Here is a 14,455-nt window from a genome sequence, read left to right on the forward strand (position 1 = left end):
ATTTCGCATCCGGAGCCTGACATGTCCAGTACGCCCTACGTGATCGACCAAACCCAGGCCCGTGAGCTGCTGGCCCGCATTGATGTGCCGCAGACATTGCGCAAACTGTTCCGCGATCTCGCCACCGGTAACGCGGTTCAACCGGCGCAGCAACTGGTGGAGTTCCCGCAGGGCGCTGGTGACTTCATCAATTACCTGGGTGTGCTGGCCGAAGACGGTGTGTACGGCGTGAAGACCTCGCCGTACATCGTCCGCGAGCAAGGCCCGTTGGTGACCGCGTGGACCTTGTTGATGTCGATGCAGACCGGCCAACCCTTGCTGCTGTGCGATGCCGGCGAACTCACCACAGCGCGCACGGCTGCGACCACCGCAGTGGCCGTCGATGCCCTCGCTCCGCTGGATGCGCGGCGACTGGCGATCATCGGCAGCGGCAAAGTCGCACAGGCGCATCTGCATTACGTGAAGTCTTTGCGCGACTGGCAAAGCATCAGTGTGTATTCGCCGAGCCTGCAGGAGGATCCTGAAACCCAGGCGCTGCTCACAGCCGCAGCTCCCGGACTGACGATTGCAACCCGTCTTGAAGCCGCCCTCGCCGATGCCGATGTGATCATGCTCTGCACTTCGTCCGCGGGGCCGGTGATCGACCCGGCGGCACTGAGCAAACCTGCGTTGATCACGTCGATCAGCACCAACGCCCCCCGCGCCCATGAAGTGCCGCCGCAAAGCCTCAACGACATGCAGGTGTTCTGCGACTATCGTCTGACCACGCCGAGCTCGGCGGGCGAGATGCTGATTGCTGTTGAGCAAAATGGCTGGAGCACGGACTCGATCATGGGTGACCTCGCCGATCTGCTCAGTGAAAAAGTGCAACGCCCGGATTACCACCGTCACGTGTTTTTCCGCTCGATCGGGCTAGGGCTGGAAGACATCGCCCTGGCGAATGCGATTTATCACCTGAAGCGCTGACACCTCGATCCCTGTGGAAGCGGGCTTGCCCGCGATGCAGACGCCTCGGTTCCTCAGAAAAAACCGTAGTGATGCCATCGCGGGCAAGCCCGGCTCCCACAGGATTTGCGATAACTTCAACTTTGCAGTTCAACGTGGAGTTTTTTCATGAGCCAGGCAGATTTCATCATCATTGGCGGCGGGATTGCCGGCGCTTCCACCGGTTTCTGGCTGTCGCCCCACGCCAAAGTGATTGTGCTGGAGCGTGAGTCTCACCCGGCCTATCACTCCACCGGGCGGTCCGCAGCCCTGTTCACCGCGGCTTATGGCACACCGCAGGTACGCGCGCTGACTCAGGCCAGCCGTGAGTTTTTCGACCAGCCGCCGGCCGGTTTTTGCGAGCACCCGCTGCTGACCCCGCGCGGCGAGATGACCGTGGATTTCACCGGTGACGCCGCCGAACTCAACAACCAGTACCTGAGCGCCAAAGCCACGGTGCCGGAAATGCAACGGCTCAGCGCCGATGAAGCCTGCGCGCGCCTGCCGATCCTGCGCCGGGAAAAAGTCCACGGGGCGATTTACGACCCGACAGCCTGTGACATCGATACCGACGCCCTGCATCAAGGCTACCTGCGCGGGATCCGCCGCAATCACGGCGAGGTGCACACCGACTGCCAGGTGCTGGGGCTTGAGCGCGATGCCAACAATGTCTGGCAGGTGCAGACCAATGGCCAGACCTTCAGCGCGCCAGTGATCATCAACGCTGCCGGCGCCTGGGCTGACAAGATCGGCGCAATGGCCGGTGCACAATCGCTGGGCCTGCAACCGAAACGCCGCGCCGCCTTCATCTTCGCCGGGCCAGAAGGTGTCGACATTCATCAGTGGCCGATGCTGGTCAGCCTCGACGAATCGTTCTACATGAAACCTGATGCCGGCATGTTCTTAGGCTCGCCAGCCAACGCGGACCCGGTCGAACCCCACGACGTGCAGCCTGAAGAACTGGACATCGCCATGGGCATCTATCAGATCGAAGAAGCCACGACGCTGACCATCCGCCGCCCGACTCGAACATGGGCCGGCTTGCGCAGTTTCGTTGCCGACGGTGATTTGCTCAGCGGATTCGATGCGCAGGTGCCGGGCCTGTTCTGGGTCGCAGCCCAGGGCGGGTACGGCATCCAGACGTCACCGGCGATGGGCCAGGCCAGCGCAGCACTGGTGCGCGGTTTGCCGTTGCCCGAGCAACTGCGCCAGTTCGGCCTGAGCAGCAACATGCTCTCCCCTGCCCGGCTCGGTTAATCCGCGCTGCGGATGACGCGCCCAACCGATTGCGGCAAACTCGCAGCGCCCCTGTTCATGTGGGCGCTGACGCTGCCTGGAGCTCCACTGTCATGACCGCCCCCGAACTCGACCCGGCACTGGATAACTTCCGGGCCATCGCCGACGCCATCGCCACACTGTTTTTTCCCCACGCCGAAGTGGTGCTGCACGATTTGCGCACGCAAAAAGTCGATTACATCGCCAACAATCTGTCCAAACGCGAGATCGGTGACGAGTCGTCACTTGAAGACATGCTCAGCGAGGATGTCAGCGAGCGGAACATCGGCCCGTACGAAAAACTCAACTGGGATGGTCAGAAGATTCGCAGCCTGAGCAGCGTATTGCGCGACAGCGAAGGCCTGCCGCTGGCGGTGCTGTGCATCAACCTGAATATTTCGCTGTTCGAGAATGCCAAGGCTGCGCTGGACCTGTTCCTGTCGCCGAGCAAACTGATCCCGCAACCGGACTCACTGTTTCGCGATGACTGGCAGGAGCGCATCAACACGTTTCTGCACGCCTGGCTGCGCGAGCGACAACTGAGCCTGAATCTGCTGACCCGCGATCACAAACGTGAGCTGGTGCTGGCACTGCATGCCGAGGGCGCGTTCAAGGGCAAGAGTGCCTCGAACTACGTGGCCAATGTGCTGAACATGGGCCGGGCGACGGTGTACAAACACCTGAAGGAATTAAAGGGCTGAAGATTCGCGGTGGTTGATCTGACCCCATCGCTGGCAAGCCAGCTCCCACAGGGATTTTGATGCACACAAAATGTGTACGACTCGATGACTGTGGGAGCTGGCTTGCCAGCGATAGCGGACGATCAGTCGCCGTAAATGTCGGACTTGAAATACTTGTCGGAAATCTTCTGATATTCGCCACTGGCGCGAATCCCCTCGATGGCGCTATTCAACTGGCTGACCAGCTCACTATTTCCCTTGCGCACCGCAATCCCCGCCCCCTCGCCGACATACTTCGGATCCTTCAGCTCAGGCCCGACAAACGCATAGCCCTTGCCGCGAGGCATCGACAGAAAGTCATTCAGCGGAATGGTGTCGGCAAAAATCGCATCAAGGCGACCGGCTGCCAGGTCCATGTAGATCTCTTCGTTGTTGCTGTAGCGTTTGACGTTGACGCCCTTGGGCTCGAACACCTCGGTGGCATAGCGGTCGGTGGTGGTTGCGCGCTGCACGCCGACATTCTTGCCCTTGAGGCTGGCGTATTGATCATCGACCGTGGCGCCGTCCTTCATCACCAGCCGCGAGGACGTGAAGTAATACTTGTGGGTGAAATCCACCGACTTCTTGCGGTCTTCGTTGATGGTCATGGACGACAGCGCCATGTCGATTTTCTTCACTTTGAGCGAAGGAATCAGACCGTCGAACTCACCCTCGACCCACACGCACTTGGCCTTCATCTGCGCGCACAGGGCGTTGCCAATGTCGTAGTCGAAACCGACTATTTCGCCTTTGTCGGTTTTCGAGGCGAATGGCGGATAAGCCGCTTCAATGCCGATGCGCAGGGTTTTCTCGGCGGCGAACACGCTGCTGCACGCCAACAGACTAAGGGCCAGACCGGTGATGAGGGGAAGTTTCTTCATGTTCATTCTCTCGCGGGTTGTTGTTGGTTTGGCAAGATGAAGAAGAGCAGCTGGGAGCGAAGAGCTACGAGCGGCAAGACGAAGCTTTTTTTGTACTGGGAAATCCATATTGGACTTATAGGTACAAGTCGTCAATTAGGAAGCAGAGAGTGTTTGCGAGGTTTTTGGTGTTGCGGATGGTCTCATCGCTGGCAAGCCAGCTCCCACAGTGTTTCGCGTCGTGCACATATTTTTCGCGCACCACTGAAACCTGTGGGAGCTGGCTTGCCAGCGATGGCTTAATGAAGAAAGCTAAAGAACTATTTGTTCCAGCGATCTGCCGCCGCATGATCACTGTCGCGCCCTTCCACCCAGCGCGGGCCGTCACTGGTGTTTTCCTTCTTCCAGAACGGTGCGCGGGTTTTCAGGTAATCCATGACGAAGGCGCAGGCGTCGAACGCAGCCTGGCGATGGGCGCTGGCTGCGCCGACAAACACGATCGGCTCGCCCGGTTCCAGCGCGCCGATGCGGTGCAGCACTTCCAGTTTCAGCAACGGCCAGCGCTGCTCGGCCTCGATGGCGATCTTGCCGAGGGCTTTTTCAGTCATGCCCGGATAGTGTTCGAGGAACATCCCCGCCACATCCAGCCCCTCGTTAAAGTCGCGCACGTAACCGACGAAGCTCACCACCGCGCCGACGCCGACATTGGCAGCGTGCATCGCATTGACTTCCGCACCCGGATCGAACGGCGTGGCCTGCACACGAATCGCCATGGATCAGCCTCCGGTCACAGTGGGGAAAAACGCCACTTCGTCACCCTCGACCACCGGCTCGTCGAGCTGGCACAAGTCTTCGTTGCGTGCGCACATCAGGTTCTGCTCGCTCAATACCTCGGCGCCTTCACGCTGCGCCAACAGCGCGCGTACGTCATCGACGGTGGTGAAATCACCGTCGACCGTTACCGAGTCAACGCCCAGCGCTTCACGGTAACGGGCAAAAAACTTAACTGTCAGTTTCATGCTTGATCCGCCTGAAAGTGCCCGCTCTTGCCGCCGACCTTTTCCAGCAGACGCACGCTTTCGATGGTCATGCCGCGATCCACCGCTTTGCACATGTCATAGATAGTCAGCGCGGCGACGCTGGCAGCGGTCAGCGCTTCCATCTCGACGCCGGTCTGCCCGGACAATTTGCAACGGGCGAGGATGCGCACGGTGTCTTCGCCTTCAGCGCTGAGCTCGACTTTGACGCCAGTGAGCATCAGCGGATGGCACAGGGGAATCAGATCGCTGGTTTTCTTCGCCGCCTGAATGCCTGCAATGCGCGCGACGGCAAATACGTCGCCTTTGGGATGGCCGCCACTGACGATCATCTGCAACGTTTCGGGGAGCATGCGCACCAGCGCTTGAGCCGTCGCTTCACGGAACGTCACGGCTTTTTCGGTGACGTCGACCATGTTGGCGCGACCTTGGGAATCGAGATGAGTCAGCACGGGATTACTCCTGATCAGGAGCGTCGATTGTAAACCTGCGAGTCAAAATTCCGCATCATTGATTATGAAATCACCACCAATCCAGTGGGAGCGAGCCTGCTCGCGAAAGCGGAGTGTCAGGCAACATCAATGTGACTGATACACCGCTTTCGCGAGCAGGCTCTATCCCACCTATTGATTTTGCATTCACGCATAAAAAAACCGGGCGGCTTTTGGCCGCCCGGTTTGTTGTGAAAGATTACAAATGCGTTTCGGCATATTCAGCCAGGATCGAGCGAGGCACCCCCTGCAGGGTGATGTGCACACCGTTGGGGAAATCCTTGAAGCGTTCGGTCAGGTAGGTCAGCCCGGAGCTGGTCGCGGACAGGTAAGGGGTGTCGATCTGTGCGAGGTTACCCAGGCACACCACTTTGGAACCAGCGCCGGCACGGGTGATGATGGTTTTCATCTGGTGCGGCGTGAGGTTCTGGCATTCGTCGATCAGGATCAGGCTCTGCTGGAAACTGCGACCGCGAATGTAGTTGAGCGATTTGAACTGCAACGGCACTTTGCTGAGGATGTAATCGACGCTGCCATGGGTGTTTTCGTCATCCATGTGCAAGGCTTCGAGGTTGTCGGTGATAGCGCCCAGCCAAGGCTCCATTTTTTCCGCTTCGGTGCCGGGCAGAAAACCGATTTCCTGGTCCAGGCCCTGTACGCTGCGGGTGGCGATGATGCGCCGATAACGCTTGCTGACCATCGTTTGCTCGATCGCAGCGGCCAACGCCAGAATGGTTTTACCGGAACCGGCCGCGCCCGACAGGTTGACCAGATGGATGTCCGGATCGAGCAGCGCATACAGCGCCAGGCTCTGGTAGATGTCACGCGGCTTCAAGCCCCAGGCTTCCTGGTGCAAGAGGGGTTCCTGATGCAGATCGAGAATCAGCAGGCGGTCTTCGTCAATCTCCTTGATCCAGCCAACGAAGCCCTGCTCGTCGATGATGAACTCATTGATATGCACCGCCGGCAAGTTGTCGATCAACTTCACTTCGTGCCATGTGCGACCGTGGTCCTGACGGGTTTCAACCTTGCTCACCAGGTCCCAGAAAGAGCCGGTCATGTTGTGATAACCGTTGGGCAGCAGGGACACGTCATCGACCAGTTGGTCGGTGCTGTAATCCTCGGCCGCGATACCGCAGGCGCGCGCCTTGAGGCGCATGTTGATGTCTTTGGTCACCAGAACCACAGGTTTCTGCGGATCACGGGTGTGCATATCGATGAGTTGGTTGATGATTTTGTTGTCGTTCAGATGCTCGGGCAGAATCAGGTTCGATTCAGCCTGCTTGCTCATCAGAATTGACAGCAAGCCCTTCGGACCGCCCTTGCCGCGCTGAATCGGCACGCCCAGTTCGACGTCCTCGGGGGAGGCATCGCCCAGGGTCTTGTCGATCAGCCGGATAGCCTGGCGGCATTCGGCGGCAACGCTGTGATGGCCGCTCTTGAGCTTGTCCAGCTCTTCCAGAACGGTCATCGGGATGGCGACGTGGTGTTCTTCGAAATTAAGCAGGGCGTTTGGATCGTGAATCAATACGTTGGTATCGAGTACATAAAGGATTGGCTGGTTGGAAGGGCTACGTCCGTGATCATCCATACTCGGTCACCTTTGTCAGAGCCATTCGACGCAATACCTCTACAGTGCTGCGCCTCGAAGTGACTGCCGATTCATCTGCCCGGCTTTTATTGAAAGAGGCAGGTGACTTGCACACAAAGTGGGTCTTGGAAGACGCCACCTGTGTTGCAGGTTTCGGCGGTCTGTCTTCGTAATACTCCAAAACCCATGACAGGAAAAAGCACTTTGACGGTTTTTTGAAGTTTATTTTGCAGAGTGACGAAAAGCCCTTGGCGGACCGTCCAGACCTCGCTAAAGTCGGAAGTCCGCCTGCATCGAATTCTGCAAAAAAATCGCCCCAAGCCCAATGTTTACGGGCTTTCTTCGTTTCTTAGCGAAACCCGTCCAGACAGTCTTCCCAACCGATACCGCTTTGCGCGGTTTGCGTGATCAGCCACGGCATGGCGGTCTTCACGGCATCCTGCTTCATGTTGAAATTGATCACCCCATGACGCCACAAGAGCATCAGGGTCAGCACTCGCTGCGCACTCTGCGGGCCTTTGAGTTTGCCGGCACCGTCCTGGGCATCGATGTCCCACAGCGCCACTTGCAGGCCCTGCGTGTTAAAGAAGCCCTGTGCATCGCTGCGCCGCTGGCCATCCGGCGGACGGAACAGCGGTACATAATTTTCCGGCAGTTTGTTCTTCACCAGATCGGCACTGCGGCGCACCGAATCCTGCCAGTCCTGCCAATGGCTGTGGGAGCGAAACTCCCAACCCTGCACGCCGACGCATTGCTGCGAGAACGTCGCTTGCAGGCCGCTCACGGAACGGTCACCCAGTCGCGTCTGAATATCCTTGCCCAACATGAAGAACGTGCCGCTCATGTTGGCCTTGCGCAGGTACTCGGTGAGCCAGTCGGTGTTGTCCGGTTGCGCGTTGGCGGCGCTGTCGAAAGTCAGCAGAAACAGTCGATCATGCATCTCCTCGCCGTTGCGCTCATAGTCGCCGAAACGATCGATTTCGCTGCTGGTCTGCGGAAACAGCGCAGCCTTGCGCAGCAATTCGTCCAGATACTGAAGATGGAAGATCCGGCTTGGCTCGGCCCACCTGGTGTAATAGCTGTCATCGCTGACGACGAATTTGGCGGCCTGCTCACGCAGCGTAGGCAAGTCTTCGACGAGGAAGCAGAACGAGGCGTCCTGATCGCAACTTTGCTGGGCGTAGTTATAGTTGGCAAGCAAGCGCTGCCACAGGCGCTCGCGCAGGCTGTTGACTGCATCCAGATTTATCGTGCGCAGGCCCAGGCGCTGAGCCAACGCGTCCTCCGTCATCGATTCGGTGCCGAGCAAGCCGCGGGCAAACATGAGGATTTCTGCCCGTGAAGCAACGTCGAACAGGGTCGGGCTGGTCAATTGCTCCGGCCAGGTGCTGCGATCCAGCGTCGCCACATCGCCCGGCGCCGCGATGGCACCGAAGCTCAACAGCCACGCGGTGAATAAAAGAACAATGCGCAATGGGATGTCTCCGTAACAAAACCCGGGCGGCACTATAGCTGATGTGCAGGATTCAAAGACGCTACCCTCACCCCAGCCCTCTCCCGGGGGGAGAGGGAGCCGATCTTCGTTGATTGCAAAATTTGAGTTCGACTCGATAGCTCAGATCGGCGGATATCGAAAGAACAACCCGGTCGGTCCCCTCTCCCTCCGGGAGAGGGTTAGGGTGAGGGAAAATTCACCAGCCGTCGCAAATGCCCAAGCGTACCCATACCTATAACCCCCATAGCTGGAGTCAACCGCCCCAACCCCCTAGAATCGCCTCCACGATTAAAGGAGACGACTTCATGCTGATGGTGATTTCCCCCGCCAAGACCCTCGATTACGAAACGCCGCCGGCGACCCCGCGCTTCACCCAGCCGCAATATCTGGACCACTCCCAGGAACTGATCCAGCAATTGCGCGAGCTATCGCCGGCACAGATCAGCGAGCTGATGCACGTCTCCGACAAGATTGGCGGGCTCAATGCCGCGCGTTTCGGTAGCTGGACGCCAGCGTTCACCCCGCAAAACGCCAAGCAGGCGCTGCTCGCGTTCAAGGGTGACGTCTACACCGGTCTCGACGCGCAGTCCTTTAGCGAAGCGAATTTCGATTACGCGCAAAAACACCTGCGCATGCTCTCCGGCCTTTATGGGCTGCTGCGCCCGCTGGACTTGATGCAACCGTATCGTCTGGAGATGGGCACCAAACTGGCCAACGCGCGCGGCAAGGATCTGTACGCGTTCTGGGGCACGCGCATCAGTGAATGGCTGAATGAAGCATTGGCCGAGCAAGGCGATGACTTGCTGCTCAACCTGGCGTCCAACGAGTACTTTTCAGCTGTCAAACGCACCGCGTTGAATGCGCGAATCATCAATGCCGATTTCAAGGATCTGAAAAACGGTCAGTACAAGATCATCAGCTTCTACGCAAAAAAGGCCCGTGGCCTGATGAGCCGTTTCGTGATCCAGGAAGGCATCAACGATCCTGCCCAGCTCAAGCAGTTCGATGTTCAGGGTTATCGCTACAGCGCTGAACAGTCGAAACCGGACAATCTGGTGTTTCTGCGCGATCACGCCCCCGAATAAAGCATGCCTATTGCACGACTCTTTCTACCAAGAGTCGTGCAGCTCGCACGATGTCCAACACCCCCCGCCACATATCGCCATTTTTATGGCGCCATAAAATCAACACCCTCTTTTCTAATATTAGTTTCACTCGACACTGATCATTTTTTTCAGTAGTGGCACCTAAATTTTTTCACGGTAGTGGCACAAAACTATCTAACGTGATTATTCGCCTGTTATTAAAGGTCGAAAACGAAAGTGCCATCAAATTGAGATTGGTGCCATCTACGACAATATTTCAAGAAATTTCAGATTTCGCGATGAGTGGACAGGAACTTCGTCCAAATGCATAGCTCATACCACCGGTAACGATTCTCGCCGAGTTTGTACGAGATAACTTACGCAGGGCAGATAGTCATGTAACCAAGTTGTCACAGCAACTTGCCTAGATGACTAACTAGTCTGAAAACAAACCGAAGCACGGGAGATACGCTCCATTAATATCCCCTGCAAGGCCATGGCCACGCCCCTATAACGCGCTCGCCTGAGTACACAACCGCTTGATTTGTATGGCTATTCGCCTGACACCAAGCGCGCAAACCGATTGCACCAAGGTCTCCAACAATGGAGATCGGCTGCATAACAGGGCAGGTCATAACAACAAGGCCTAGTTGCGCACATCTTGAGTGCACTTATTTAGACACTCGAAAAGTAGTTTGCCTGCACACGGCATTGTGACGCCTGCGCGCCGCACTTTCGAGTGCACTTTTAACGCTGAACACCATTAACTCCGGCCTTCTTTGGCCTGATATATACAGAGGTAATTGCGATGCGCATCAGCATATTTGGTTTGGGTTACGTTGGCGCAGTTTGTGCCGGTTGCCTGTCTGCACGGGGCCATGACGTCGTGGGCGTCGATGTTGCCAAAGACAAGATCGATATGATCAACGCTGGCAAATCTCCGATTGTTGAACCTGGTCTGGGCGAGTTGTTGCAGCAAGGTATTCAGAACGGTCGTCTGCGCGGTACGACTAACTTCGCCGAAGCGATTCGTGACACCGATCTGTCGATGATCTGCGTCGGTACGCCGAGCAAGAAGAACGGCGACCTGGAACTCAACTACATCGAGGCCGTGTGCCGCGAGATCGGTTTCGTTCTGCGTGACAAGACCACCCGCCACACCATCGTGGTGCGCAGCACCGTACTGCCGGGCACTGTCGCAAACGTTGTCATCCCGATCCTCGAAGATTGCTCCGGGAAAAAGGCTGGCGTCGATTTCGGCGTTGCGGTCAACCCTGAGTTCCTGCGTGAATCCACCGCGATTGCCGACTACGACCTGCCACCGATGACCGTCATCGGCGAGTTCGACAAGGCCTCGGGCGACGTTCTGCAATCGCTGTACGAAGAACTCGACGCACCGATCATCCGCAAGGACATCGCCGTTGCCGAGATGATCAAGTACACCTGCAACGTCTGGCACGCCACCAAGGTGACCTTCGCCAACGAGATCGGCAACATCGCCAAAGCCGTCGGCGTCGATGGCCGTGAAGTGATGGACGTGGTCTGCCAGGACAAGACCCTCAACCTGTCCCAGTACTACATGCGCCCAGGCTTCGCTTTCGGCGGTTCTTGCCTGCCCAAAGACGTCCGCGCCCTGACTTACCGCGCCGGTTCGCTGGACGTCGAAGCGCCACTGCTCAACTCGCTGATGCGCAGCAACGAATCGCAAGTGCAGAACGCCTTCGACATCGTTGAAAGCCACGACAAACGCAAAGTCGCCCTGCTCGGCTTGAGCTTCAAGGCCGGCACCGACGACCTGCGCGAAAGCCCGCTGGTGGAACTGGCCGAAATGCTGATCGGCAAGGGTTACGACCTGAGCATCTACGACAGCAACGTCGAGTACGCCCGTGTTCACGGCGCGAACAAGGACTACATCGAGTCGAAGATCCCGCACGTGTCGTCCCTGCTCAACGCAGACTTCGATTCGGTGATCGACAACTCCGACGTGATCATCCTCGGCAACCGCGACGAGAAATTCCGTGCGCTGGCTCAGCAAGCGCCGGACGGCAAACAGGTCATCGACCTGGTCGGCTTCATGGCCAAAGCCACCGACGCTGGCACCCGTACCGAAGGTATCTGCTGGTAAAGCAGCCCTAAGCGACAAGCTTCGAGCTGCAAGCCAAAGCGTTTCGCTTGCAGCTCGCCGCTTGCGGCTTGAAGCCTTCTCACCTTCGGATGACGGTTATGTCGAACAAGCTCAAACATTTTTTTCTGCAATCCGCCGGCTGGCTTTTTTATCTCAGTCTGCTGATGGGCCTGGCCTTGATGCTGCCCACGTCCACGTTCGACTCCGAGTCGAAGGACTTCATTTTCCTGATTGGCGCCGTGGGTATCTGGCGCTACTCGATGGGTGCAACGCACTTTGTGCGCGGCATGATTTTTCTCTACATCGTCTACCCGCACCTGCGCCGTAAAGTGCGCAAGCTGGGCAAGGCGGCAGATCCGTCGCACGTGTACCTGATGGTCACCAGTTTCCGTATCGACGCGCTGACCACAGCGCAGGTCTACAGCTCGGTGATCCGCGAAGCGATCGACTGCGGACTGCCGGCCACCATGGTCTGCTCCATCGTCGAAATGTCCGATGAGCTGCTGGTCAAAGCGCTGTGGGCGCGAATGAATCCGCCGGATCGAGTGAAACTCGACTTCGTGCGCATTCCCGGCACCGGCAAACGCGATGGCCTGGCCTACGGTTTCCGCGCCATCTCCCGTCACCTGCCGGACGACCGCGCTGTCGTCGCCGTGATCGATGGCGACACCGTGCTCGCCGAGGGTGTGGTACGCAAAACCGTGCCGTGGTTCCAGATGTTCGGCAACGTCGGCGGCTTGACCACCAACGAATTCTGCGAAGTGCGCGGCGGCTACATCATGAGCGAATGGCACAAGCTGCGCTTCGCCCAACGCCACATCAACATGTGCTCGATGGCCCTGTCCAAACGCGTCCTGACCATGACGGGCCGGATGTCGGTATTCCGCGCCTCCGTGGTGACCAATCCGGACTTCATCGCCGACGTGGAAAGCGACTCGCTGCAGCACTGGCGCCTGGGCCGTTTCAAGTTTCTGACCGGCGACGACAAGTCGAGCTGGTTCAGCCTGATGCGACTTGGCTATGACACGTTCTATGTGCCGGACGCGGCGATCCACACCGTGGAACACCCGCCGGAAAAGAGCTTCATCAAGGCCAGCCGCAAACTGATGTTCCGCTGGTACGGCAACAACCTGCGCCAGAACTCGCGAGCGCTGGGCCTGGGGATGAAACGCCTCGGCGCCTTCACCTCGTTGGTGCTGTTCGACCAGCGCGTGTCGATGTGGACATCGCTGCTCGGCCTGACTGTGGCAATCATCGCCAGCTTCAAGTACGGCACCGCGTTCATCCTGGTGTACCTGCTGTGGATCGGCATCACCCGCCTGATTCTGACGCTGCTGCTGTCCTGCTCCGGTCACCGGATCGGCCCGGCCTACCCGGCGATTCTCTATTACAACCAGATCGTCGGTGCGCTGGTGAAGATCTACGTGTTCTTCCGCCTCGACCAACAATCCTGGACTCGCCAGCCCACTTCCCTGACCCGTGATCTCGCCAGCTTTCAACGTTGGTTCAACACTTGGTCGTCTCGGACCATGACCTTCTCCGCCGGCAGCATTTTCGTCGCCGTGCTGCTGATGATGGTCTGACCCGCCCCTATTGAATTAACAAGGAAATCGCCCCTATGAATACCGCCGTCAACGCCAACGTAGTGCATGAATCCGAAGCCCAGCGCCAACACGCCCGAGTGAAAATCCCGGCCAAACTGCGTTTCTTCGGCCCTGACCGGACGCCGCTGGAAACCCGCGTGCTGGATCTGTCCGCCGGCGGCCTGGCGTTCAACGCCGGGCAGATGCCGCTGACCATCGGCCAGGTGCACAAGGCTCGCCTGCAATTTGTGATCGACAACCTCGGTCTGGCCATGGACGTCGAGCTGCAGGTGCGCTCCTTCGACCGCCAGACCGGCCGCGTCGGTTGCCAGTTCCAGAACCTTGAGCCGCAGGATATTTCCACCCTGCGCCACCTGATCACTTCGCACCTGGCCGGCGACATCGTCAGCATGGGTGAAGTACTGGCGACCCTGCAGCGCGACAACTTCACCAAGGCGCGCAAGGTCAAGGACGGCGGCCACGGCATGACCCCGTTCGGGCGTCTGAAAGCCGTGACGTTCAGCGCCGGGATCTTCGCGGTCGGCCTGGTCGCGGCGGGTTTCATTGCCAAATCGGTGTATGGCATGTACTTCGTCAGCCACGCGCAGGCCGGTCTGGTCAGCGTACCGGGCATGAACATCACCATGCCGCGTGACGGCACTGTGCAGAGCCTGATCAAGTCCGACGGCGTTGCGGCCAAAGGCGCGCCACTGGCGACCTTCAGCACCAGCATGCTCGACGTGCTCAAGGGCCACATGCAAGAAGATCAACTGTCGCCCGCCAAGGTTGAAGAACTGTTCGGCAAGCAAATGACCGGCACCCTGACCTCGCCGTGCGATTGCACCGTGGCCCAGCAACTGGTGGCTGACGGTCAATACGCGAGCAAGGGCGATGTGATCTTCCAACTGGTGCCGCGCAACACCGAGGCCAATGTGGAAGCACGCTTCTCCTATCGCCAGTTCGGCGACGTGCGTCCGGGCACCCCGGTGAGCTTCCAGATCGCCGGCGAAGACAAGATCCGCACCGGCAAGATCGTCAGCAGCACCAGCCTGAAAAGCGCCGACCTGTCTTCCGATATCCGCGTACAGATCAAGCCTGACGAGTCGCTCGACAGCAGCCTCGCCGGCCGCCCGGTGGAAGTGAACAGCGACCGTGGCCCGAACCTGAACTGGCTGATCGACAAAGCCATGGCTGCCGGTCTTTAAGTCGA

13 protein-coding genes are annotated in these 14,455 nt (G+C 58.4%); 7 read left to right on the top strand and 6 right to left on the bottom strand.

Translation table 11 applies throughout. The features are described from left to right. Positions 1-21: 21 nt before the first annotated feature. The 3 genes from H8B20_RS22760 to H8B20_RS22770 all read left to right on the top strand — a co-directional run bounded on the left by H8B20_RS22760 (position 22) and on the right by H8B20_RS22770 (position 2,960). Positions 22-966 (top strand): ornithine cyclodeaminase family protein, encoded by a 945-nt coding sequence (locus H8B20_RS22760; protein WP_210624694.1) that lies wholly within the window; start codon positions 22-24, stop codon positions 964-966. A gap of 147 nt (positions 967-1,113) precedes the next feature. Then, on the top strand, positions 1,114-2,241 hold the full coding sequence (locus tag H8B20_RS22765) for an NAD(P)/FAD-dependent oxidoreductase (protein ID WP_210624695.1): 1,128 nt from the start codon (positions 1,114-1,116) through the stop codon (positions 2,239-2,241). A 92-nt stretch (positions 2,242-2,333) separates the two neighbouring features. After that, positions 2,334-2,960, top strand: coding sequence for a helix-turn-helix transcriptional regulator (locus tag H8B20_RS22770; RefSeq protein WP_150597492.1), 627 nt, complete (start codon positions 2,334-2,336; stop codon positions 2,958-2,960). Positions 2,961-3,082: 122 nt separating this feature from the next. On the opposite strand, the gene H8B20_RS22775 is transcribed toward H8B20_RS22770, so the two are convergent. The 6 genes from H8B20_RS22775 to H8B20_RS22800 all read right to left on the bottom strand — a co-directional run bounded on the left by H8B20_RS22775 (position 3,083) and on the right by H8B20_RS22800 (position 8,431). Beyond that, the gene (locus H8B20_RS22775; RefSeq protein WP_210624696.1) at positions 3,083-3,859 is read right to left on the bottom strand and encodes an ABC transporter substrate-binding protein; all 777 of its coding nucleotides are present in this window, start codon (positions 3,857-3,859) and stop codon (positions 3,083-3,085) included. A gap of 299 nt (positions 3,860-4,158) precedes the next feature. Beyond that, positions 4,159-4,611 (bottom strand): molybdopterin synthase catalytic subunit MoaE, encoded by a 453-nt coding sequence (gene moaE / locus H8B20_RS22780; RefSeq protein ID WP_210624697.1) that lies wholly within the window; start codon positions 4,609-4,611, stop codon positions 4,159-4,161. Positions 4,612-4,614: 3 nt separating this feature from the next. Next, the gene (gene moaD / locus H8B20_RS22785; RefSeq protein ID WP_210624698.1) at positions 4,615-4,857 is read right to left on the bottom strand and encodes a molybdopterin converting factor subunit 1; all 243 of its coding nucleotides are present in this window, start codon (positions 4,855-4,857) and stop codon (positions 4,615-4,617) included. Beyond that, on the bottom strand, positions 4,854-5,327 hold the full coding sequence (gene moaC, locus H8B20_RS22790; protein ID WP_210624699.1) for a cyclic pyranopterin monophosphate synthase MoaC: 474 nt from the start codon (positions 5,325-5,327) through the stop codon (positions 4,854-4,856). Before moaC ends, moaD begins: the two co-directional genes overlap by 4 nt. 238 nt (positions 5,328-5,565) lie before the next feature. Beyond that, positions 5,566-6,957, bottom strand: coding sequence for a PhoH family protein (locus tag H8B20_RS22795; protein WP_150617200.1), 1,392 nt, complete (start codon positions 6,955-6,957; stop codon positions 5,566-5,568). 349 nt (positions 6,958-7,306) lie between these two features. Continuing rightward, positions 7,307-8,431, bottom strand: a complete 1,125-nt coding sequence (locus tag H8B20_RS22800; protein ID WP_210624700.1) for a polysaccharide deacetylase family protein — start codon at positions 8,429-8,431, stop codon at positions 7,307-7,309. A 326-nt stretch (positions 8,432-8,757) separates the two neighbouring features. Between H8B20_RS22800 and yaaA the strand changes: the two genes are divergently transcribed. The 4 genes from yaaA to H8B20_RS22820 all read left to right on the top strand — a co-directional run bounded on the left by yaaA (position 8,758) and on the right by H8B20_RS22820 (position 14,450). Beyond that, positions 8,758-9,537, top strand: coding sequence for a peroxide stress protein YaaA (yaaA, locus tag H8B20_RS22805; RefSeq protein WP_210624701.1), 780 nt, complete (start codon positions 8,758-8,760; stop codon positions 9,535-9,537). Positions 9,538-10,345: 808 nt separating this feature from the next. Beyond that, complete coding sequence (locus tag H8B20_RS22810) at positions 10,346-11,662, top strand: nucleotide sugar dehydrogenase (protein WP_150594961.1); 1,317 nt, start codon at positions 10,346-10,348, stop codon at positions 11,660-11,662. Between the two features lie 98 nt (positions 11,663-11,760). Then, a complete protein-coding gene (alg8, locus tag H8B20_RS22815; RefSeq protein ID WP_390896409.1) occupies positions 11,761-13,245 on the top strand; it encodes a mannuronan synthase in 1,485 nt (494 codons plus the stop codon). Between the two features lie 35 nt (positions 13,246-13,280). Then, positions 13,281-14,450 carry an alginate biosynthesis protein Alg44 gene (locus H8B20_RS22820; RefSeq protein ID WP_042557754.1) on the top strand — a complete coding sequence of 390 codons (1,170 nt, stop codon included), beginning with the start codon at positions 13,281-13,283 and terminating at the stop codon, positions 14,448-14,450. Positions 14,451-14,455: the final 5 nt, after the last annotated feature.

It is taken from the genome of Pseudomonas sp. P42 (assembly GCF_017973755.1).
GTDB classification, from domain to species: domain Bacteria; phylum Pseudomonadota; class Gammaproteobacteria; order Pseudomonadales; family Pseudomonadaceae; genus Aquipseudomonas; species Aquipseudomonas iridis.

Excerpts from the sequence above, each read along its gene's own strand:
- H8B20_RS22775 (WP_210624696.1), bottom strand. The coding sequence starts at position 3,859 with ATGAAGAAACTTCCCCTCATCACCGGTCTGGCCCTTAGTCTGTTGGCG.
- H8B20_RS22765 (WP_210624695.1), top strand. The coding sequence starts at position 1,114 with ATGAGCCAGGCAGATTTCATCATCATTGGCGGCGGGATTGCCGGCGCT.
- alg8 (WP_390896409.1), top strand. The coding sequence starts at position 11,761 with ATGTCGAACAAGCTCAAACATTTTTTTCTGCAATCCGCCGGCTGGCTT.
- H8B20_RS22760 (WP_210624694.1), top strand. The coding sequence starts at position 22 with ATGTCCAGTACGCCCTACGTGATCGACCAAACCCAGGCCCGTGAGCTG.
- H8B20_RS22820 (WP_042557754.1), top strand. The coding sequence starts at position 13,281 with ATGAATACCGCCGTCAACGCCAACGTAGTGCATGAATCCGAAGCCCAG.
- H8B20_RS22810 (WP_150594961.1), top strand. The coding sequence starts at position 10,346 with ATGCGCATCAGCATATTTGGTTTGGGTTACGTTGGCGCAGTTTGTGCC.
- H8B20_RS22795 (WP_150617200.1), bottom strand. The coding sequence starts at position 6,957 with ATGGATGATCACGGACGTAGCCCTTCCAACCAGCCAATCCTTTATGTA.
- moaD (WP_210624698.1), bottom strand. The coding sequence starts at position 4,857 with ATGAAACTGACAGTTAAGTTTTTTGCCCGTTACCGTGAAGCGCTGGGC.
- yaaA (WP_210624701.1), top strand. The coding sequence starts at position 8,758 with ATGCTGATGGTGATTTCCCCCGCCAAGACCCTCGATTACGAAACGCCG.
- H8B20_RS22770 (WP_150597492.1), top strand. The coding sequence starts at position 2,334 with ATGACCGCCCCCGAACTCGACCCGGCACTGGATAACTTCCGGGCCATC.
- moaE (WP_210624697.1), bottom strand. The coding sequence starts at position 4,611 with ATGGCGATTCGTGTGCAGGCCACGCCGTTCGATCCGGGTGCGGAAGTC.